Here is a 21,577-nt window from a genome sequence, read left to right on the forward strand (position 1 = left end):
TTGCTCCTACATTGCTAAAACACGAATTTGCTCACCATCGCTCACCAGTAAACCAGCTGCGATTTCAGGGCTGAGCACAACATTATCGTGTTCATCAGAGACCAACAATTTAGCTGCTGACGCACGATACTCAGCAAGCGAGGTGTTGGAGATAATAAAATGATGATCGGCATGTGGCATCTTGCCAACTGAAACGGTCAATAAACGGCTCTTTTTCACTGAGCGGATCTCAGCTAGTGCACATTCAACCGTTGGGCCGCCATCAAAAATATCGACATAATTACGGAACTTAAAACCCTCAGCTTGTAATAAACGTAATGCTGGCTTAGTGTTTTTATGCACTTCACCAATCACTTTTTGGGCTTTTTTAGGCAACATGCAAACATAAACGGGGTTGCGCGGCATCATTTCGGCCATAAAGGCTTTTTTGCCTAAACCAGACAAGTAGTCTGCTTCAACAAAATCGATACCTAAAAAGTGATTTTGTAGCCATTCATAAAACGGTGAGTCGCCATGTTCATCACTGACACCACGCATTTCAGCAATAACCGTTTCGCCAAAGCGTTCTGGATGCTGTGCTAATAATAAAAAGCGCGAGCGTGATAACATGCGGCCGTTATTGCCTTTGCGATATCCGTCTTTTAAAAACAGAGTGCACACTTCTGCTGCGCCAGTGTAGTCGTGGCATAATGTGAGGGTTTCAACTTCATTGCGAACAGAAATTTGCTGAGAATGATAGACCTCAGTACCTAAACGGTAATGATAAAAAGCATCTTGCATGCCGACGGCGGCTTCAATACCACAGGTGCCGACAACTTCATTGGTCTTTGTATCTTCAAGTACCATTAAATAACCTTCGTCAAAAGGTTTATCAATTTGCTTGATAAAAGATGCCTCTGCCCTAGCAATCTTCGAACGCAGTAACTCTTCGTTAACTGGTAAAGATGTAAAACCGTGGCCTGACTCAACTGCGATACCATAAAGTGCATCGTAATCACTTGCACGGATAGGACGTATGATTAACATCTTAATCTCCTCATTGCGCCATAAGCGAATCGCGCTGAAATACATTTCAACGCGTATTCACCCAACAGGCGTACCCAAACACATCAGTGCAAGCTAGGCCCGCACTGATGTGTTAATTAACCAGCAACCACTTTTGCTACTGCGCGTTCAAAACGCAATAAGCCTTCTGCGATGTCAGCTTCTGGGATCACTAATGAAGGAGCAAAACGCACAACGTTTGCACCAGCCATCAAACTCATAAGGCCTTCAGCAACAGAAGCAACTAAGAAGTCACGGCTACGACCTTCATACTGTTCATTTAATACCGCACCAATTAACAAACCTTTACCGCGCACTTCACTGAATACGTTGTATTTGGCGTTAATAGCCGCTAAACCATCACGGAATAACTGTTCGCGATGTTTAACTCCGTCGAGTACTTCTTTGGTATTCACTACGTCCATTACCGCATTACCAACAGCACAAGCCAATGGATTGCCGCCATAAGTAGAACCATGAGTACCAATTTTTAAATGAGCGGCAATTTTTGCCGTGGTTAGCATTGCAGCAATAGGGAAGCCACCGCCTAGTGCTTTGGCGCTGGTTAAAATATCTGGCACGATGTCAGTACCCATGTAAGCAAATAACTCACCAGTACGGCCTACACCAGTTTGTACTTCATCAAAAATCACTAATGCGTCGTGCTTATCTGCTAAACGACGTACTGCTTTTAAGAACTCAGGATCACCATTGATAATCCCGCCTTCACCTTGAAGAGGTTCAAGCATGATGGCGCAAGTCTTGTCTGAAATTACCGCTTCAAGTGCAGCGATATCATTAAATGGCACGTGGGTAATACTTTGTGGCTTAGGACCAAAACCGTCTGAATAAGCAGCTTGTCCGCCAACCGTTACAGTAAAGAATGTACGGCCATGGAACGCTTTATCGAATGCGATGATTTGGTCTTTATCTGCACCATGGTTATCTAATGCATAACGACGAGCTAATTTTAATGCAGCTTCGTTCGCTTCAGCACCTGAGTTAGCAAAATAGACGCGCTCAGCAAATGTGGCATTAACTAACTTTGTCGCTAATTCAAGCGCGGGCTCGTTGGTCATTACGTTTGATAAATGCCATAATTTTTCGCCTTGCTCTTTTAATGCTGACACTAAAGCTGGGTGACAATGACCTAAACAATTTACTGCAATACCACCGGCAAAATCGATGAATTCATTACCTTCTTGATCCCATACTCGGCTACCCGCTCCACGAACAGGAATAACAGCGGCAGGCGCATAATTAGGCACCATAACTTCATCGAATTGGGCACGGGTTAGATTCATTTCTACACTCATTGCATTTCATCCTTCAGGTTGTAAGCGGCTTGAAAGCCGCTGTTTCCGCTGTCTGCTTTATATTCTGTAAGTGCATTAGCGGAAGTTTGTGTTATTTATGCGACATTATTAGCGAAAATGTGATCAAAATACCAGTTCAGTACAATTAACTTCTGCAGGCCTGATTGGCATTCTGCATAAAGATTGAGAAATATGACTAAACAACGCGTTTATTGGGGGGTTATGAAGCATAAATAGTCATAAAAAAAGTTATTTGACTCGAATTTGTGTAGCTATTCATCAAAAGTGAATAATTACACAGATTTAACATTTACGCTTTTGATAGAAAAAGGCTATTTACAGTAAATCAAGCTTACGAAAATTTTGCCCTTTAAGCCGAATCAGTTCTTGCGCCGAAAACTGATAATAATCAAACATAATGCGTTTCTCTTGTGGATCGATTTGTTGTTGCTCTTCTAACAAAAGCACTTTGGCATAACAACTCGCCTTAGCCACAATGGCGGCATCGACAGACAACTCTGTAAAATGGTAATCGTGATCGAGCTCTTTTAATACTTGTGTGATCGGTGAATCATCAAATTTAAGTAAACTCAACAGTTGCCAATTCAATCGATGGCTATGGAGTAATACTTGCCCCAATACAGCTTCAGCAGGAAAATCCGTTGCCATAATGGCATCGTAAACTTGTTTTTCTCGACTATGGCTTGCCTCTCGTAACCAAGTCCCCCAAGTGTTATCAAATATACGTCCACTTTGGCTCAGTATAATCGAGGTAGAAAATTGGTACATTAACGCGCAGCTATAAGCCAAACCAGGCTTTTCATTATGCAATTCTGCTAAGGTTTGCGCCGCAATGGCGCTGACCATGCTGTAACGCCAAAGCTTGCGGGTTATCCACAATAAATTAGCATTGCCTGAAGGTAACCAGTTACGTAAACAAAAATAAGGGATCAGCAAACGTAAATTTTCAATACCAATGTAGTTAAGCACCAGCTTTATGTCGGTCACTTGAACATCGCCATGTTTAGGCCGTCGGTGACGAGATGCTGGACTATTAATTAAATTGATTAAATCACGTGATAACCAGCTAATACTTTCGATAATCGGTCGAAGTCGATTAATATTCAGGTCAGGATGTAATAATAGATCGAGCAGTAAAATTTGATTTTCACAAATTGCCGATGCTTCTAATATCATTTGAGGATGAGCTAATTGATGCTCTATCGCATTATTAACCGTATTAGTTAACAGCGCGGACACCTCTAAATACACATTTTTCTCTTTTGCTTGCTTATCAAGGCGCACTTTCAATGCTTTGCGCTCAATATCAAGCTTATTGGCACTCTCTTCTAACTCTTCGTTCAACTCATCAGGCATTGCATTGGCTTTATGCTTACCCACAATAAGTTGTTTATAGAGTCGGCGCTCAATCTCAATGACTTTTCCGGGCCGAACTCCACCTGCTATTGATATTGCCACTCACATTGCCTTTTACTGTTTTCATCACTTAATCATAAAAATTAAGGCTTCACAAAGGAAGCCTTAATAGATATTTATTTGTTTTTTTGAACTCAGAGCCGATTACTTCAACTCTTGTTCAAACAGTTTATAAATACGACGATACTGATCTAACCAACTAGAAGGTTGCTTAAATCCATGCGGCTCGACAGGATAGATTGCGGTTTCAAACATCGGCTTTTCTAATTCAATAAGCCGTTGCACCATGCGCACACTGTCTTGGAAAAACACGTTGTCATCTAACACACCACTCATGATCAGTAATGGTTTTTGTAAACCTTGAGCATGCTCTATCGGAGAACTACGCTCATAAGCGATAGGATCAACGTCAGGCGTATTTAAAATATTAGAGGTATATGGCGCATTATAATGAGCCCAATCAGCTACAGGGCGCAATGCGGCCCCTGCTTGGAATAACTCAGGTTCATTAAACAACGCCATAAAAGTAAGGAATCCGCCGTATGAACCGCCATAAGTCCCTACTCGCTGGGGATCTACATTAACATTGCTTGCCATCCAAGCCACACCATCTTTCAAATCTTCAACTTCTGGATGGCCCATATTACGATAAACGGACGTACGCCAATCACGTCCATAGCCTTTCGAGCCTCGATAATCCATGTCCATTACCACGTAACCTTGTTGTGTGAGTAAGTTATTGAACATAAATTCACGGAAGTAACCCGAAAATCCATAATGGGCATTTTGTAAATAACCCGCACCATGGTTAAACATCACTGCTGGATATTTTTCAGCTTGCTTAGCATCATAACCTTGCGGCAAATAAACTCGTGCATAAATTGGCTCAGCGCCATGAGTTGAAGCTAGCGCGACAACTTGTGGTACTTGCCATGGATATTGTTTAAATGCTGTGCTGGTATAATCGGTTAATTGGCTTATGTCGCCGCCAATAGGTTGAATATATAACTCATCTGGATGAATCGCAGACGAAGCGGTTAATAATAGTGATTGTCCATCAGGGCTTAAACTGTAATCCAATGTACCTAACCACTGGGTCAATTGCTCTGACTTACCACTGGCAATCTCAACACGGTAAACATTATAGCTACCTGGGTGGTCTTTATTGGCACGATAATAAAGATGTTTTGCATCGGGTGATAAAGTCACATTATCAACCACAAATTTGCCATTGGTTAATGCCGATACCTTACCTGCTGCGGTTTTAATATATAACTGTGAAAACCCTGTTTCTTCAGATAAGTAGTACATGCTATCTGTACCTGGTATCCAGCCAAATTGATTAAAATTATAATTTACCCAAGCATCATCATGTAATCTGTGTTCGGTTATCAGCTTACCTTTTTGAAGATCAACACTGGCGATCCAGCGATCTTTGTTGTCAACGGCTTCCAACATCACCAATAATTTATCGTCAGACTCATGCCACTGAATTGCGCTCTGACTCCATTCCCAATCTTGCATTAACTGCACTAAACGCGGGGCTTTTTCGCTGTTATAGGTTTTACCTTTCGCTTGAGCATTTTCAGCTTTAACGCTCGCCAGTACATCCTCATCAAAACCCGTTAAGCCTTCAATGGTAATGTCTTTTTTACTGTGGTCAACAAGGTCGAGTAACACTAAACGTTGACCAGGAAAGACATCTTCGGCAACCCGAGAGCGGGCTGGTACAGGGTCAACATAACCCTCTTGGCCCAAATAATTAGGCATAATGTCGTGTTCTGCACGCCAATCATAATTTTTATCGGTTAACGCTAATACTACGTAGCGTCCATCTGGCGACAAACTCATTTCTGATACCACTTCAGCGTCACCTAAATACCAAGGTTTAGCAGAAAAAGTGGGATCGGCTTTAGCCAATGAGTCGCGGTATTGATCACGCGTCAGGCTGTTATCATGTTCCATGGCAACATATTGAATAAGTCTATGCTGTTGCTTAGCAATAAAGCTACTTGGCTCTTGCGTCGCTTTTGGTTCGTTTTCCATTTGGATCGCGGCAATTTGTTCTACTAGGCCGCTAGACTGGTGCACACGAAAAATATTATTACCTTGCCAGAATGCAAGGTCGCCACCCTTTAAAAAACGTACGCCATTAATTGCATCGTTTTGACGGGTAAGTTGCTTTATTTCACCGTTTGATAAATCTTTTACAAATACGTTACCTTGATAAATATAGGCTTTTTGAGTCTTTGCCTGATCGAAGACACCATTACGTTGATCGGCAAGGTGTAGCTGATTGAGTGCTAGTTTATTTGCTTCAGACTGTCCAATAGCTTGTTGATAAAAATCACGGACCGGAGATTGATGTGCTTGGCGACTGAAATATACCGACTGACTGTCATCGCTCCAATAAGCTCCTTGAGCAAATATGCCCATCCAATCTGGATTAGCCATAATTTGATTAAGTGTCAACGGTTGCTGGGCTTTTGGAGGCTGTGCAAATGGCACGGTCAATGTCGTTGCACTCGGCGTTGTGATAACCATTGTATCGTCAGGTTTAGCCGTGGCAGAACAGCCACTTATCATTGCCAAAGAAAGTGCGCTAACCGCAAAGTTTCGCATAAAGCTTGTCATGGTTATCCCTTTTATTATTTTAAGCGCTATTTATAGCACAAATAGACGCGAGAATTTAGCCAGATTAGTTGCAGAAGTTGTAACAGAATACGTGATAATGAACCCGAAGATATAAATTCGAAAATGCTTTATAAATGCAAAAAGTTATCCAAAAGTTCATGGCCTTGCTGAGTCAAAATAGATTCAGGATGAAACTGGACGCTGTAAATACGTAACGCGTCATGGCTCATCGCCATAATTTCACGGCCATAAATTGGGTCATCAAACCACGCATCCAGACTAAAGCCATGAGGTACATGGTTAATCAACAATGAATGATAACGAGTAACCTGCAGAGGTAATGCTAATTGACGAAATAATCCCTGTTGATTATGTTCAATCAAACTGGTTTTACCGTGCATAACACGCTTGGCACGCACAACATCAACGCCAAACACTTGTGCGATAGCTTGATGTCCTAAACACACACCAAGAATCGGAATTTTACCGGCAAAATGTTTAATAGCTGCAAGTGAAATACCCGCTTCATTAGGAGTGCATGGACCGGGAGAGATTATCAAATGTGTAGGTGCTAAAGCTTCAATTTGTTCAATGCTGATTTCATCGTTACGTTTAACCAGTATCTCTTGCCCAAGAGCTTGGAAGTACTGAACTAAGTTAAACGTAAAAGAATCATAATTATCAATCATCAACAACATTATGGGTTCCAGTTGCGCTATAAATGTTTGTAGCACATCAATTTTAGCTTAAAAAAAACCAGCCTTGCGACTGGTTTTATGTAATGTTAACTAACCGCTACTTCACCACAGTTAAATGGTTTTTACGCTTAGTTTTATCATCAGGCTTTGTCGATTTAGACGATGGTGGCAATGTCGAAGTGTCATCAACAGATTTCATTGATGGCGGTACAGATGATAACTCATCATGTTCACCTTCGATCATATATGCATCTTCCATATCAAACACCGTACCCGCACCGTTTTCACGAGCGTAAATGGCCACGATCGATGCCATAGGCAAAAACACATTCTGTGGTACACCACCAAAACGTGCATTAAACTCTACTGCATCATTAGACATGTGAAGATTAGCCACCGCTCCGGTTGCAATATTCAAGACGATTTGACCGTCTTTGACAAATTGCTGCGGAACCTGCGTACCGTTAACAAATGCATCCACGACTACGTGTGGCGTCAAATGGTTATCCATCAACCACTCATAGTAAGCACGCAACAAATATGGACGATTAGCTGTTATTGGTTTCATTACATGCCCATGCGCATTTCGCGCTCAGCCTCAGTTAGCGATGCCTTAAATGATTCACGTTCAAAAATACGTGTCATGTAAGCACTGATATCTTTCGATGTACGCGGATCTAAGTGAATGCCTAATACTGGTAGACGCCACAATAATGGGCCTAAGTAGCAATCAGATAAACCAAACTCTTCGCTCATGAAGTATGGCATTTCAGCAAATACTGGCGCTAAAGCAATTAAGCTTTCCATTAACTCTTTACGCGCTGCATCAGCCTTTTCACCTTTACGGATACGCTCTACAAGCGCATACCAATCGGTGTCGATTCTGTGCATCATTAAACGGCTTTGGCCGCGAGATACTGGGTATACAGGCATTAATGGAGGATGTGGAAAACGCTCATCCAAATATTCCATAATAATGCGTGATTCGTACAACACGAGTTCACGATCAACCAAAGTCGGTACAGAGTTGTATGGATTTACTTCAAGTAAATCTTCAGGCATCTCACTTGGGTCTACCTGTAAAACATCAACGGTAACCCCTTTTTCAGCCAATACGATACGTACTTGGTGACTATATAAATCATCGGCACCAGAAAAAAGTGTCATGATAGAGCGCTTGTTGGCAGCAACAGCCATTGATACCCTCCAGAATCTAGAAAAAACAAAACAAACGAGGGGCTAAGCCCCCCGTTTACAAAATGCGGATAATGTATATTAACCGTTATTGATGGCTAGTGCACATCTTTCCAGTATTCTTTCTTCAACAAATACGCAATTATGAAGAAAATAAACAAGAATCCAAGTACCCACCAACCTAAAGCTTCACGCTCTAGCTGAACTGGTTCGGCAGAATAAACTAAGAAACCCGTGATATCACGGACGACTTGGTCGTATTCTTCTGCCGTCAATTTTCCACCCGTGGTAACAATATTACCATCTTTATCTTTTACAAGAGATACATTACCAGCTTCATCTTTCGTAACAGTAGCAAGACCTTGTAAGTCTTGTAATACGTGTGGCATCCCCACTGCTGGGAACACTATATTGTTCACACCAAATGGACGAGTCTCATCTGCGTAGAAACCTTTTAGGTATGAAAATACCCAATCAGCACCACGAACACGAGCAACCAACGTTAAATCAGGAGGCGCAGCACCAAACCATTTAGCGGCATCTGGAGTAGGAATAGCGTTTTCCATTAAATCACCGATTTTTGCACCGGTGAACATGTACTTGTTACGCATATCATCGTTAGAGATGCCTAAATCAGTTGCAACACGCTCGTAGCGTTGGTATTGAGTGCTGTGACAACCAGAGCAGTAATGTTGGAATGAATCCAAACCACGCTCTAATGACGCTTTATCATGCAAATCAACGTTAGCACTTTCTAAGTGAACACTATGTCCACTGGCGGCCATTGCGAGAGATGGCAGCAATGTAACTAATGCAATTAATAACTTTTTCATTAGTGTGTCACCCTCGTTGGGACTTCTTTTGTTTTCTCATTCTTACTGTAAACCCATAAGGCTACGAAGAAAGCAAAGTAAGTGAAAGTGAATACACGTGCCGCAATAGTTAACTCAGGAGTTGCAGGAACAACACCTAAATATCCTAAAATAATGAACGACACTGTAAATTGTGCAATGTTGATCTTGTGGATCATGCTGCGATAGCGAATAGACTTCACTTTACTACGGTCAAGCCAAGGCAGTAGGAATAACACTGCAATAGACAGACCCATACCAATAACGCCTACCAATTTATCAGGGATAGCACGTAAAATGGCATAAAAAGGTGTGAAGTACCAAACTGGCGCAATGTGTTCCGGTGTTTTCATTGGATTAGCCGCTTCAAAGTTTGGCTTTTCTAGGAAATATCCACCGCCTTCAGGCATGAAGAACAACACATAACAGAACACGATTAAGAACCCAGCGACACCCATAATATCTTTTACAGTGTAGTAAGGGTGGAATGGAATACCATCAATAGGCCATCCGTTCTCATCTTTGTTCTTTTTAATCTCAACACCATCAGGGTTATTTGAGCCCACTTCATGCAAGGCGATTAGGTGTAAGAACACCAACACAACCAATACAAGTGGTAGCGCAATAACGTGCAGGGCGAAGAAACGGTTTAGTGTTGCACCTGAAATAACGTAATCACCACGGATCCACAATGTTAGGTCATCACCAATAATAGGGATGGCACCAAACAAAGAGATAATTACCTGCGCACCCCAGTAAGACATTTGTCCCCAAGGTAGTAAGTAACCCATAAATGCTTCAGCCATTAACACAAGGAAAATCAACATACCAAACAGCCATAATAGCTCTCTTGGTTTTTGATAAGAACCGTATATTAATCCACGGAACATGTGCATATAGATGACAAAGAAAAATGCCGATGCACCTGTAGAGTGCATGTAACGTAGCAACCAACCGTAATCAACATCACGCATGATGTATTCAACAGAAGCAAATGCGCCTTCTGCTGTCGGTACGTAATTCATGGTCAGCCAAATACCTGTCAGCAATTGGTTAACCAAAACTAATAGCGCTAATGAACCAAAGAAATACCAAAAGTTAAAGTTCTTTGGTGTCGCATACTGCCCCACATGACGGTTATATGTAGCCGTCATTGGGATGCGAGCATCAATCCAATCAATAATATTCTTAACCATTACGCCGCTCCTGTATCTACACCGATGATAACGTTAGCATCATCAACATATTTGTGCGGTGGGATCACTAAGTTTAGTGGTGCTGGAACACCCTGGAATACACGACCAGCCATGTCAAATTTAGAACCATGACAAGGACAGAAGAAACCAGAAGTTACACCTTCAACCTGCTCACCGAATGAATCAGGCAGATAAGTTGGTGAACAACCTAAGTGAGTACAGATACCGACTGCAATAAAAAATTCAGGCTTAATAGAACGCGCAGGGTTAGTTGCATATTCTGGTTGCTGCATTTCTTCTGAAGCAGGATCGCGTAATTGACTGTCTAATGTTTTAAGATTATTTAGCACAGCTTCTGTACGACGAACGACCCAAACCGGTTTTCCGCGCCATTCGACACGAATTAACTGACCTGGTTCTACTTTACTAATATTTACTTCGACCGGCGCACCTGCAGCTTTCGCTTTGGCGCTCGGATTCCATGACTTGATGAAAGGAACCGCTACAGCGACGGCACCAGCACCACCTACTACGGCGGTTGCAGCTGTCAGGAATCTGCGACGTCCGGTATCGACTGGCGCATTGCTCATCCACTTATCTCCCAGAGGGTGTTGGAATTTTTATATTTCAATACTTTAGCGACCCAAAATGGTGAAACGCTAAAATCATAGTTTGAGGCGGTGCTCATTATAGCGAAAAATTAGAACCAGATCATAGTGAAAACACACATCTAAGATGAGGATATTAACATTTTTTTCAAAATCGCTTATAAATCAGCCATTTTATAACAATTAGTTGCCACTTAATTAGCAATAAAAAGCTTGAGAAATGCATTTAAAACAATAAATTATTAATGATAAATAATAAAAGACATCAGAAATATCTACTGTTGTGATTGATGACCGCTTTTGGGAAAACTGAATTCATAGCAAAAACATTAGGGTCGGTTGATCTTTCAAGGTTATTTTTACAGCGAACTTTTGGTCATTACTTAAACAAGAGCTACAAGGCAGAGGCTTTGTGGCGTAGTTATTCTACATGAAAGCTGATAACGCAGTAGAAATAACTCACAAACACTGCACAAGGGTTCGGCTAAAAACGTTTTACTCTTTGTTGAGTGCATCTTCTCGACGTGATGGTTGCTTAGATTACTAGGCTGTAATCTACTCGCCTCGGTTAACACATTTTTATCTCGAACAAAATTCAACCAGTAAAGATCTACAGACCTAGATAATAGGCACAAAAAAGCTCGGTATAAACCGAGCTTTTTAATGCAAAAAACATACGCGGGTATTATTTAACGCTAGATGATTTCATGTACTTGAAGAAATCACCTTCAGGTTCTAACACCATAATGTCATTTTTACCGGCAAAACTTTCTTTGTATGCTTCTAGGCTACGTAAAAAACTATAAAACTCAGCATCTTTACTGTAGGTATCAGCATAAATTTTTGCCGCTAATGCATCACCTTCACCACGAATAGTAAGGGCTTTACGTTCAGCTTCAGCAATCTTTACTGTCACATTGGCATCAATAGTCGCACGGATAATTTCAGCTTGTTCTTTACCTTGTGCGCGGTGCTCTTTCGCCACAGCTTGACGTTCAGCACGCATACGTTGGTAAATACTAATACTGACATTAGCAGGTAAATTAATTTGCTTTACGCGCACATCAACTACTTCAATACCGAGATTTTGTGCACTTTCAGAAGCATTTTCTAATGCGTCGGTTTGCAATTCATCACGCTTACCTGAAACAATTTCCTTGATTGTGCGACGACCAAATTCAGTACGTAAATCGTTGCTAATTTTGGCTTGTAATAAGCTTTCTGCATTGGCTTTAATACCGCCATTGGTAGAAAGATAGTACTTTTCAAAATCACGAATACGCCACTTAACATAAGAGTCGACCATTAAGTCTTTCTTTTCAGAAGTAACAAAACGATCTGCTGCGCCGTCCAATGTTTGGATACGAGCATCCAGATAGCGAACTTTATCGACTAAAGGTAATTTAAAATGAAGGCCAGGAGCAAAAACGGTTGTTACGTCACCATCTTTAAGCACCTTACCGAAACGTGCAACAATCGCGCGTTCACCTTCGCTTACCACCATCAAAGAGGAAAAACTCACCCCTAAAATGATCACTAGAATGATCAGAGCTAATCTACCCATTGTTAGTTCCTCCCTTGGCGATTACGATCTTCGCGGCTGAGACGACCATCTGTTGGCATGCTAGTAATAGGTGTGTCTACACCACTACTAGAAACAGAATTGATGTGACGTTCTACCTCAGGTTCTACTTGATTGCGCAGACTCTTAGAAGAATCCATCAGCTTATCCAAAGGTAAATACATCAGATTACCGCTACTCTTAGTGTCGATAAGAACTTTATTTGTATCAGCCAACACAGATTGCATCGCATCTATGTATAAACGATTTCGGGTTACACCTGGAGCAGCTTTATACTCAGGTAATAACTTCTCAAATCGAGCGACTTTACCTCTAGCTTCAAGAACTTCACGCTCTTTATAAGCACTAGCTTGTTGTGCCATACGCTCTACTTGACCACGCGCTTTGGGTTCGATTTCACGAGCATAAGCTTCAGCTTCGCGAATAAAGCGCTGTTCATCTTCCTGAGCAGAGATAGCATCATCAAATGCATCTTTTACTTCTTCTGGAGGACGAGCGGGTAAAAAGTTAACATCACGAATTTCCAAGCCTAATTTATACGGCTCAATAATACGCTCTAACTCAGTCCAAGTATCACGACGAATAGCATCACGTCCAGTGGTTAAAATGTCATCCATACGATTATGACCAATGACATAGCGCAACGCACTATCAGTCGCTTCACGTAAACTCGAATTGGCATCGACTGCACTGTACAAGTATGAATAAGCATCTGATACGCTATATTGAACCACAAGTTCAACATTCACGATATTTTCATCAGATGTCAGCATTCTGCCAGACGCTGGAATCGAACGGAACGTTTCCACATCAACCATTGTCACATCGTCAATAAAAGTGGCTTTCCAATGTAAACCGGAACTCACTTCACCGATGTGCTGACCAAAACGGAGTAACACTCCACGCTCAGCTTCTTTAACCGTGTATAAGCCAGACAATGCCCAAATAATTAAGGCAATCACTGCTATTATAATCAGTAAAGATGAATTAAATGGCTGACCAGTGGCGCTACCGCCTCCCTTGCCACCAAAGCGTTTTGATAGGTTACGAAATACTTCGTCAAGATCTGGTGGCCCTTTATCGTTACCACCTTTATTTCCCCAAGGGTCTTTGTTCCCCTTGTTACCGGGCTCATTCCAAGCCATTTAGCACTCCATAATTGGATGAAATAAATGAGATTAACAAGTGGCGTCTACTTCTGAAGGTTCAAAAATAAATGCCTCTAATTCCCCTTGACTCTGTTTAGCTAATCGGCGCCAATTGGCGTCCGATAAACGAACAGATAAAATACAGTTCCCCAGATTGTCATACTCTTTCTGCTGTATTGCATCCAGTCGATAAAACTGGCCAAGATAATGTCCTGCTGATGCAGGTATTTTCAATGTAAGCTCGCAAATCACTTCACCGATTAATTCGGTTATCGCTTTCAGCAGCAAATCAAATCCAATGCGTTTTTGCGCAGAGACCCAAACCCTCTCAGGTTTACCATCTTCATCGTAATCGATACGAGGCGCGAAATCTTCAAGTAAATCTATCTTATTGCATACAATCAATTGAGTGATTTCATCTGCATCAATTTCTTCCAATACTCTTTGTACTTGGTCAAAATTTTCAGTCATATTGTCATCAGCACAATCAACGACATGTAAAAGAATTTCAGCTTGTCGAGTTTCTTGTAATGTGGCTTTAAATGCTGCGACGAGATCATGAGGTAAATGACGAATAAACCCAACAGTATCCGCTAAAATCACCGCACCATCAGGTAACGATAATTTACGCAGTGTCGGATCTAATGTTGCGAATAACTGATCGGCTGCATAAACATCCGATGACGTTAGCGCATTAAATAATGTCGATTTACCCGCATTTGTATAGCCTACTAAAGACACAGTCGCTAAATCACTGCGCTTACGAGCTCGTCGGCTTTGCTCACGTTGTTTATCTACTTTATCGAGGCGTCGATTAATATTCTTAATCCGGCCTCGTAATAAACGTCGGTCTGTTTCGAGCTGGGTCTCACCCGGCCCTCGCATCCCGATACCACCTTTTTGTCGCTCTAAATGAGTCCAACCACGAATTAGGCGTGTCGACATGTGGCGCAATTGCGCTAGCTCCACTTGCATCTTACCTTCATGAGTTCTCGCTCGTTGAGCAAAAATATCAAGGATCAACGTAGTTCGATCTAAGACTCGACACTGACACACCACTTCAAGATTACGCTCTTGAGCTGGACTCAATGCATGATTAAAAATCACTACATTGGCTTCAGTAGCAGCGACCATAGCAGCAAGTTCTTCTGCTTTACCGGAACCAATAAAAAACTTTCGGTCCGGCGAGCGTCTGCTGCCAGTAATCACTCCAACAGAGCGAGCACCAGCAGATTCAACTAACAACTGTAATTCAATTAGATCTTCTCGACGCTCTTCGTCTGAAAAGTCTATATGAACCAATACAGCTGTTTCACCCGCTTCATAACGATCAAACAAAAATTATATTCCTTTTCAAATTATTCAGCATCGCTTTCTTCACCATGGGCAGTACCCTGGTGAGCAGAAACATTAAATGGGCGTGCTGGTACGACTGTTGAAATAGCGTGTTTGTAAACCATTTGGCTTACAGTATTTTTCAACAAGATAACAAATTGATCGAATGACTCAACTTGGCCTTGTAATTTAATACCATTCACTAAATAGATAGAGACTGGTACACGCTCTCGACGCAATGCGTTCAAAAATGGGTCTTGTAAAGATTGCCCCTTAGCCATTTTCAATTTCCTTTTTTATTTTAAAATATGTTGAATTAAGTTTTATTGTTTAGTTTTAGTATTATACAGCAACAGCTAATAAGCTAGCGGCTTTGTCGCATAAGCGTAACTAAATTCCCTTCTACACCACTTTCAAGCCACTGTAAATCTGGCCAGCTCCTCAACCATGTTAATTGACGTTTAGCCAATTGCCTAGTGGCTGCGGTAGCTTTTTCGACCATTGTCGCATGATCAAATTCATTATCTAGGTACTGCCAGCACTGTCTGTAACCAACGCAACGCATAGATGGTAGCTCTAAATGCAAATCATCACGCGCTTTCAAACGCGCAACTTCTTCGATAAAACCTTGCTCTAACATGATATTAAAACGCTTTGCGATTAACTCATGTAATACTTTTCGATCGTTTGGTGCAATAGCAAATTGCACTACATCATACGGCAAAGCGGCTGACTTAGTTTGTGTCAATTCAGTCATTGTTTTGCCACTGATCCGATAAACCTCTAAAGCCCGCGACAATCGTTGTGGATCGTTAGGATGAATTCTTTCTCCAGCAACAGGGTCAATATTACACAATTCTTGATGCAGCGCATCCCAACCCTCGGTTTGCGCTTGCGCTAATATTTGTTGCCTAATAGCTTCATCAGCACTGGGTAAAGGTGATAAGCCTTCTAACAATGCCTTAAAATACATCATGGTGCCACCCACGAGTAAAGGGGTCTTACCACGGCTAATAATGTCTTCGATAGCCAATAATGCATCACGGCGAAAATCTGCCGCGGAATAACTTTCGCTAGGGTCAAGAATATCAATTAATTTATGCGGAGCCATTTCCAGCTCTTCAGCACTGGGTTTAGCAGACCCTATATTCATATCACGATAGATCAACGCAGAATCTACTGAGATAATTTCACAATTATATTGAGTTGCCATATCAATGGCTAATGCCGTTTTGCCTGAGGCGGTAGGCCCCATTAAAAAAATCACTTTCGGCTTATCGACACTATTCACGTTAATTATCTTTCATCCAATTTTGCCAAGGCATTATCCGCTCTTGGTCATAACAAGTTTGTTGCGTTTCATCGTCAAGTGAACAAAATTGCAGCCATAAAGCTTGAGCTGGCTCAAATTGCGATAAACTTTGTTGTGCCAACCAACCTACGATAGCGCTTTCTGTAGGTTGCTCTAATTGTATCCATTGCAGTAACTCTGGGATCACAATAGCAAGTTGGCATTCCCTCAAATATGGGGGCACTTTTTTAATAATCAACTGTTGGAAGCGAATTGTTAATTCAATACCCATTTGACGCAGTAATTGATCACGAGCGGCTAAGGTTTCTATCCAGTCCAAATCTGCGGCTAAAGACACAGGCATTAATAAAGGTTGCGACACTAAACCGTTAGCTAATTTGGTTGCTATGTCTTTCTTTCTTACTGCCAATAACACGGTTTTTATCGACAGTAATGACAGCTTATCATCTTTACAGATAACCCAATGCTCACCCGCTAATAACGGCGGCATGGCAACTTGATGTACAGCCTCGTTAACATAGGATACCGCGCTATTCATCGGGGTATGCAACAATTGTCCATAATTGACAATAGCCGTTTTAGTCTGGGCAGAAGAGAGTTCACCAGAAGGCTTTGTACCATAACTAGGCTTAATTGCAGCTGAATAGCCACCAGATGAGCCATTTGTCTTACCAGGTACATGCATCGAACCAAATTGACTAACGCTGTTAATCGCCTTACTCGAACCATGATTAAGTGTAAAAATGTCTTCTGTGGTATCGGCCACTTTCGCATCATGCATCATGTTTGATTCGGTGTGCATTGTGACAACAGTATCATGATGTTCTAATTCATCTGATAAAGGTAATAAAGGCATTTCGACTAATGCCGATTGCACCGCTTGTAAAATAAAGTCATGTACATAACGAGATTGATGAAACCGCACTTCATGCTTAGCAGGATGAACATTGACATCTACTTGATGTGGGTCAAGTGATAACATCAACACATAGCCCGGCTGATGTTCAATACCATATTCAGCAAATGCTTGTTTTACGGCATGGTTAACCAATCGGTCTCTAATTAAGCGTCCGTTGACATAAAAAAAGTTGGTATCGGTGATAACAGTGTCTTGTGGCGACTGCAGATAACCCGTTAATAATAAATCATCGTGTTCACAAGCAATGCTCAATGCCTGTTCAGCAAAAGCTCTGCCACAAATTTGCGCCAAACGTTGTTGAGTTTGAATGTCAGTATTTGCAGGACGATACTGACGTACTAACTTACCATTGTGTGTCAGGGTAAAGTGAATATCGCTACGAACAATGGCTATGCGCTTTAACCACTCATCTATATGAGTAAATTCAGTTTTATCACTTTTTAAAAAACGGCGTCTGGCGGGAGTATTAAAAAATAAATCGACCACATCAATAGTCGAGCCTTGAGGATGCGCAGCAGGAGTCACTTTCACGTCCATTTGCGAGCCTTCAGCATAGGCCTGCCAAGCTTCAGATTGCTCTGCAGTTTTCGACGTTAATGTTAATCGCGACACTGAACTAATACTGGCCAAGGCCTCGCCCCGAAAACCAAAGCTTAAAATAGCTTCGAGGTCATCGAGCGTATGTACTTTTGAGGTTGCGTGACGCGATAACGCCAATGCCAACTCATCTTTAGGAATACCCGCACCATTATCGCGAATACGAATAAGCTTGCTGCCGCCTTTGTCGATATCAATATCAACTCTAGTCGCACCAGCATCAAGGCTGTTTTCAACCAGTTCTTTGACCACCGAAGCCGGACGTTCCACTACTTCACCGGCTGCGATTTGGTTTGCAAGTTGAGGTGGTAGCAGCTGAATAGCCATATTAAGCCCTTGGGATCACAAGATGTTGACCAACACGAACCACGTCTGACTTCAAGTTATTAGCCTGCTTTAAACGTGAAATAGAAACGCGGTATCGCTGAGCGATAACAGACAATGACTCACCACGTTGTACTTTATGCTTTTGTGTTTGCGAGCTGTCAGAGCGTGTTTTAGCAATCAAAGTATCACTGGGCGCATTACTAGCAAAATAACGTTGCACTCCCGAATGGATGGCGCGGGCTATCTTTTCTTGATGCGCTGGGTTTCTTAGTAAACGCTCTTCTTGTGGATTAGAAATAAAACCTGTTTCCACCAGAATTGAAGGTATATCCGGCGATTTAAGTACCGCCAAACTAGCAGCTTCTGGTTTATGCTTATGTAATTTGGTGACACTGTTGAGATCTTTTAATACATCGCCAGCAATAGAATTACTTATCGCCATAGAACTATTCATCGACATATCTAAAAGGGTCATGGCTAAATATTGTTCGCTATCAGAGTTTTGAATAATTTCTCCAGCACCCCCTAATAACTCAGAGTGCTTCTCTTTTTGCTCAAGCCAACGACCAATTTCAGTATTTGCACGGCGCATAGACAATACCCAAACCGATGCGCCCTGAGGCTGAGGAGAAGTAAATGCATCTGCATGAATTGAAATCAATAAATCTGCTTTAATATTACGAGCCAGCTCAGAGCGTTTATTTGGATGAATATAATAATCACCACGTCTCGTCATCACAGCACGCATTCCTGCTGTTTGATTAATTTTGCTGGCTAAACGCGTTGCAATTTCCATCACCACACGCTTTTCGTAAGTCCCAGAGGGGCCAATTGAGCCAGGATCTTCACCACCGTGTCCAGCATCAATGGCGATCACAATATCTCTAGATGACTGATTAGCAGAGCGACTGACCGTATTCACCGTTGGCGACTCGCCGTTAGAATCTTCTAAATCGACGACAAGGCGGTTACCATAAGGAGCGGTAGGAGGCAATGTAAACAGACTGGACTTTACCGGTTTAGTTAAATCCATAACCAGACGCAATACACCTTTTTTAGGTGGAGAGCTAAAGCGTATCTTTTTGATAATTTTACTATTGTTAGCTATTTTATCTAAATTAATCTTGGCGCCAGTATCTTGAATGTCGACCACTAAACGATGAGGACCGGTTAAGGTAAAGCTGTCATAATTAGGTGATTGAGTTAAATCGAACACCACTCGCGTCGATTCTGGGGCAGCCCAAATGCGCACGCTATCAAGTTGGTTGGCAGCCCAAACCACATTAGACTGCAAAAACAACAGCATGAATACTACAGAGGTAAAAAACGTATTTTTTAAAGTCATTATTATTTTATTTTATTTATAATTGCCTGCCCAGCAGGGGATAAGCCTTGTAATTCAATTTGTCTTTGAGATTCTTTATAACGCAAATGCAAATGGATGTCAGCCTCAGGGAGTAATCCATGACCATTATTAGGCCATTCAACTAGACACACACTTCTGTCAGTAAAATAATCACGGATACCCATATACTCGAGTTCTTCTGGGTCAGCTAATCGATATAGGTCAAAATGAAATACATCCATATCATTAAATTCATAGGGCTCGACCAAGGTGTATGTCGGACTTTTCACCGCGCCTTGATGACCTAAACTTTGAATAATGCCTCGACTAAACGTTGTTTTACCCGCCCCTAAATCCCCCGTAAGATAAATAGTGAGTGGCGGCTTTATCCACTGTGCAATTTGTTGTCCAAGGGCAACAGTAGCTTGTTCATTTTCAAGGGTTTTAAACAGCGATGTCATGTGTAAAGTCAGCTTCCATAAAAAAGAGATACAAGAATGCTAAATATACCAGAAGTTACCGGGGAACTCCCACTGTTATAGTGGTTATTTTTTGTTAATAAAAAAACCAGCTACTGGGAATAGCTGGCAAAATCACACTTCAGGAAGTTATATTAAATTTTCAACGCCTCGTTTAAATGTCATCCATACGGATGGTGCTATGAACTAAACGTTTTTGTTGTGTTTGTGCAACACGGACTAAGTCCATTAATGCACTTTTAATTTCATCAGTTGGGCTACTAATAGCTGTTTTTTCTAGTAACGCGATTAAGCGGTTTTCTAGGTCTAAATGCAATTCAAGCACTTCGTCTTCTTTCATATTGGCAGGGAGTGACGTTTCATTGCAACGCTTGCTAAAATCTTCAAAAGTAATGTCTTTATACCAAGTATTTAATATTCTTGATGGTGCATCTTCAATATAGCTTTCTAACGTTTCGTAAATATGTCTTTGGTGTTGTTGAAAATAAGTCAACATCATCTTAACTCGAGAGGAATCTGCATTACGATCTAAGCGCTTATATAATTTCTCCATATCGAGATGGCAATTAGCAACGTAATCAAGTAGCTCACTTAGTTGTTGGATCCGCATAAAACTCACCTCGTTTAAAGCCCTAACTTCTTAGGAAAATCTATCTTGAGTTGATTATCAAAGATTACAACGGTAAATGATTTGAACCAGATCATGTTTTACTTCACCAATATGCGCTTACTTTAGAGATCCATGAAGAAGTGAGTACTAGATCACTTATTTGTTGATTGCAAAAAGATTTGCTCAAACACAAATGATGCAAATTTATTAAAATAATAAGGTTTAGGGTGAGTTAGAGCACATTGATGAACACCAGAAATGTAGATCGCCCTATATCGGCAATGGTTCGAACTGATGAGCGCTTTATGACGTCTAGCTTGGCAAACAAAAAAGGTATCGCATTCTCTAAGGGCGCAACTGAGCTAACTGTCGCTGTAGTTATTCGTAAGATTTAGAACAAAGAAGATTTGGAGCAAATAGGATTAATAAGGAAGTAATTTGGAGTGACATATCTTTTTAATAATGGGGGATTCGAACTGATGACCGCTTTATGACGTCTAGTTTAGCAACCAAAAAGGTAGCGTATTTTCTAAAAGCGCAACTGAGCTAATGTCGCATTTCAAACTAGGGATTTCAAACTAGGGAAGTGATTTGGAGTGACATATCTTTTTAATAATGAGGGATTCGAACTGATGACCGCTTTATAACGTCTAGCTTGGCAAACAAAAAGGTATCGCATTCTCTAAAAGCGCAACTGAGCTAATGTTGTATTTTAAACTAGGGAAGTGATTTGGAGCGACGTTTCTTTATAAATAAAGAGTGGTTCGAACTGATGACCGCTTTATGACGTCTAGCTTGGCAAACAAAAAGGTATCGCATTTTCTAAAAGCGCAACTGAGCTAATGTTGTATTTTAAACTAGGGAAGTGATTTGGAGCGACATATCAGGTTCGAACTGATGACCTATACCTTGGCAAGGTATCGCTCTACCAACTGAGCTAATGTC

At 41.4% G+C, this 21,577-nt stretch carries 20 protein-coding genes; 1 reads left to right on the forward strand and 19 read right to left on the reverse strand.

All coding sequences use genetic code 11. The features are described 5' to 3' along the window. Positions 1-6: 6 nt before the first annotated feature. The 19 genes from astA to AAEY99_RS06070 form a co-directional block, all read right to left on the reverse strand. Positions 7-1,026, reverse strand: a complete 1,020-nt coding sequence (gene astA, locus AAEY99_RS05980) for an arginine N-succinyltransferase (protein ID WP_351009642.1) — start codon at positions 1,024-1,026, stop codon at positions 7-9. Between the two features lie 116 nt (positions 1,027-1,142). Further along, positions 1,143-2,360 carry an aspartate aminotransferase family protein gene (locus AAEY99_RS05985; RefSeq protein ID WP_101085247.1) on the reverse strand — a complete coding sequence of 406 codons (1,218 nt, stop codon included), beginning with the start codon at positions 2,358-2,360 and terminating at the stop codon, positions 1,143-1,145. Between the two features lie 336 nt (positions 2,361-2,696). Beyond that, positions 2,697-3,839: an HDOD domain-containing protein gene (locus tag AAEY99_RS05990; RefSeq protein ID WP_101085246.1), complete on the reverse strand. Its 1,143-nt coding sequence runs from the start codon at positions 3,837-3,839 to the stop codon at positions 2,697-2,699. A gap of 102 nt (positions 3,840-3,941) precedes the next feature. Continuing rightward, positions 3,942-6,431 carry a S9 family peptidase gene (locus AAEY99_RS05995; protein ID WP_162023869.1) on the reverse strand — a complete coding sequence of 830 codons (2,490 nt, stop codon included), beginning with the start codon at positions 6,429-6,431 and terminating at the stop codon, positions 3,942-3,944. A 128-nt stretch (positions 6,432-6,559) separates the two neighbouring features. Beyond that, positions 6,560-7,129, reverse strand: coding sequence for an aminodeoxychorismate/anthranilate synthase component II (locus AAEY99_RS06000; protein WP_101085244.1), 570 nt, complete (start codon positions 7,127-7,129; stop codon positions 6,560-6,562). 97 nt (positions 7,130-7,226) lie between these two features. Further along, positions 7,227-7,697 (reverse strand): ClpXP protease specificity-enhancing factor, encoded by a 471-nt coding sequence (locus tag AAEY99_RS06005; protein ID WP_011638742.1) that lies wholly within the window; start codon positions 7,695-7,697, stop codon positions 7,227-7,229. Next, positions 7,697-8,326, reverse strand: coding sequence for a stringent starvation protein SspA (sspA, locus tag AAEY99_RS06010; protein WP_011638743.1), 630 nt, complete (start codon positions 8,324-8,326; stop codon positions 7,697-7,699). The genes AAEY99_RS06005 and sspA overlap by 1 nt, the downstream gene beginning before the upstream one ends. Positions 8,327-8,421: 95 nt before the next feature. Then, positions 8,422-9,156, reverse strand: a complete 735-nt coding sequence (locus tag AAEY99_RS06015; RefSeq protein WP_101085242.1) for a cytochrome c1 — start codon at positions 9,154-9,156, stop codon at positions 8,422-8,424. Next, positions 9,156-10,370, reverse strand: coding sequence for a cytochrome b (locus AAEY99_RS06020; protein WP_351009646.1), 1,215 nt, complete (start codon positions 10,368-10,370; stop codon positions 9,156-9,158). Before AAEY99_RS06020 ends, AAEY99_RS06015 begins: the two co-directional genes overlap by 1 nt. Further along, the gene (gene petA, locus AAEY99_RS06025) at positions 10,370-10,960 is read right to left on the reverse strand and encodes a ubiquinol-cytochrome c reductase iron-sulfur subunit (protein ID WP_101085240.1); all 591 of its coding nucleotides are present in this window, start codon (positions 10,958-10,960) and stop codon (positions 10,370-10,372) included. The genes AAEY99_RS06020 and petA overlap by 1 nt, the downstream gene beginning before the upstream one ends. A 703-nt stretch (positions 10,961-11,663) precedes the next feature. Then, positions 11,664-12,542, reverse strand: coding sequence for a protease modulator HflC (gene hflC, locus AAEY99_RS06030; RefSeq protein ID WP_101085239.1), 879 nt, complete (start codon positions 12,540-12,542; stop codon positions 11,664-11,666). Positions 12,543-12,544: 2 nt separating this feature from the next. Beyond that, positions 12,545-13,705 (reverse strand): FtsH protease activity modulator HflK, encoded by a 1,161-nt coding sequence (hflK, locus tag AAEY99_RS06035; RefSeq protein WP_162023870.1) that lies wholly within the window; start codon positions 13,703-13,705, stop codon positions 12,545-12,547. A gap of 33 nt (positions 13,706-13,738) precedes the next feature. Next, entirely contained in the window at positions 13,739-15,046 is a 1,308-nt protein-coding gene (hflX, locus tag AAEY99_RS06040; protein ID WP_101085237.1) for a ribosome rescue GTPase HflX, read from the reverse strand. 20 nt (positions 15,047-15,066) lie between these two features. Continuing rightward, positions 15,067-15,324: an RNA chaperone Hfq gene (gene hfq / locus AAEY99_RS06045; protein WP_011638750.1), complete on the reverse strand. Its 258-nt coding sequence runs from the start codon at positions 15,322-15,324 to the stop codon at positions 15,067-15,069. 83 nt (positions 15,325-15,407) lie between these two features. Further along, the gene (gene miaA, locus AAEY99_RS06050; RefSeq protein WP_101085236.1) at positions 15,408-16,334 is read right to left on the reverse strand and encodes a tRNA (adenosine(37)-N6)-dimethylallyltransferase MiaA; all 927 of its coding nucleotides are present in this window, start codon (positions 16,332-16,334) and stop codon (positions 15,408-15,410) included. Between the two features lies 1 nt (position 16,335). Then, a complete protein-coding gene (gene mutL / locus AAEY99_RS06055) occupies positions 16,336-18,198 on the reverse strand; it encodes a DNA mismatch repair endonuclease MutL (protein ID WP_335691006.1) in 1,863 nt (620 codons plus the stop codon). Position 18,199: 1 nt separating this feature from the next. Beyond that, positions 18,200-19,543, reverse strand: coding sequence for an N-acetylmuramoyl-L-alanine amidase (locus AAEY99_RS06060; RefSeq protein ID WP_101085234.1), 1,344 nt, complete (start codon positions 19,541-19,543; stop codon positions 18,200-18,202). 2 nt (positions 19,544-19,545) lie between these two features. Further along, positions 19,546-20,004 carry a tRNA (adenosine(37)-N6)-threonylcarbamoyltransferase complex ATPase subunit type 1 TsaE gene (gene tsaE, locus AAEY99_RS06065; RefSeq protein WP_101085233.1) on the reverse strand — a complete coding sequence of 153 codons (459 nt, stop codon included), beginning with the start codon at positions 20,002-20,004 and terminating at the stop codon, positions 19,546-19,548. 172 nt (positions 20,005-20,176) lie between these two features. Then, entirely contained in the window at positions 20,177-20,632 is a 456-nt protein-coding gene (locus AAEY99_RS06070; RefSeq protein WP_101085232.1) for a hypothetical protein, read from the reverse strand. Between the two features lie 245 nt (positions 20,633-20,877). Here AAEY99_RS06070 and AAEY99_RS06075 point away from each other — a divergent pair, with 245 nt between their 5' ends. Further along, entirely contained in the window at positions 20,878-21,027 is a 150-nt protein-coding gene (locus tag AAEY99_RS06075; protein ID WP_157822765.1) for a hypothetical protein, read from the forward strand. Positions 21,028-21,577: the final 550 nt, after the last annotated feature.

The sequence above is a fragment of the Shewanella sp. S1-58-MNA-CIBAN-0166 genome (assembly GCF_040310085.1).
Classification (GTDB): Bacteria; Pseudomonadota; Gammaproteobacteria; order Enterobacterales; family Shewanellaceae; genus Shewanella.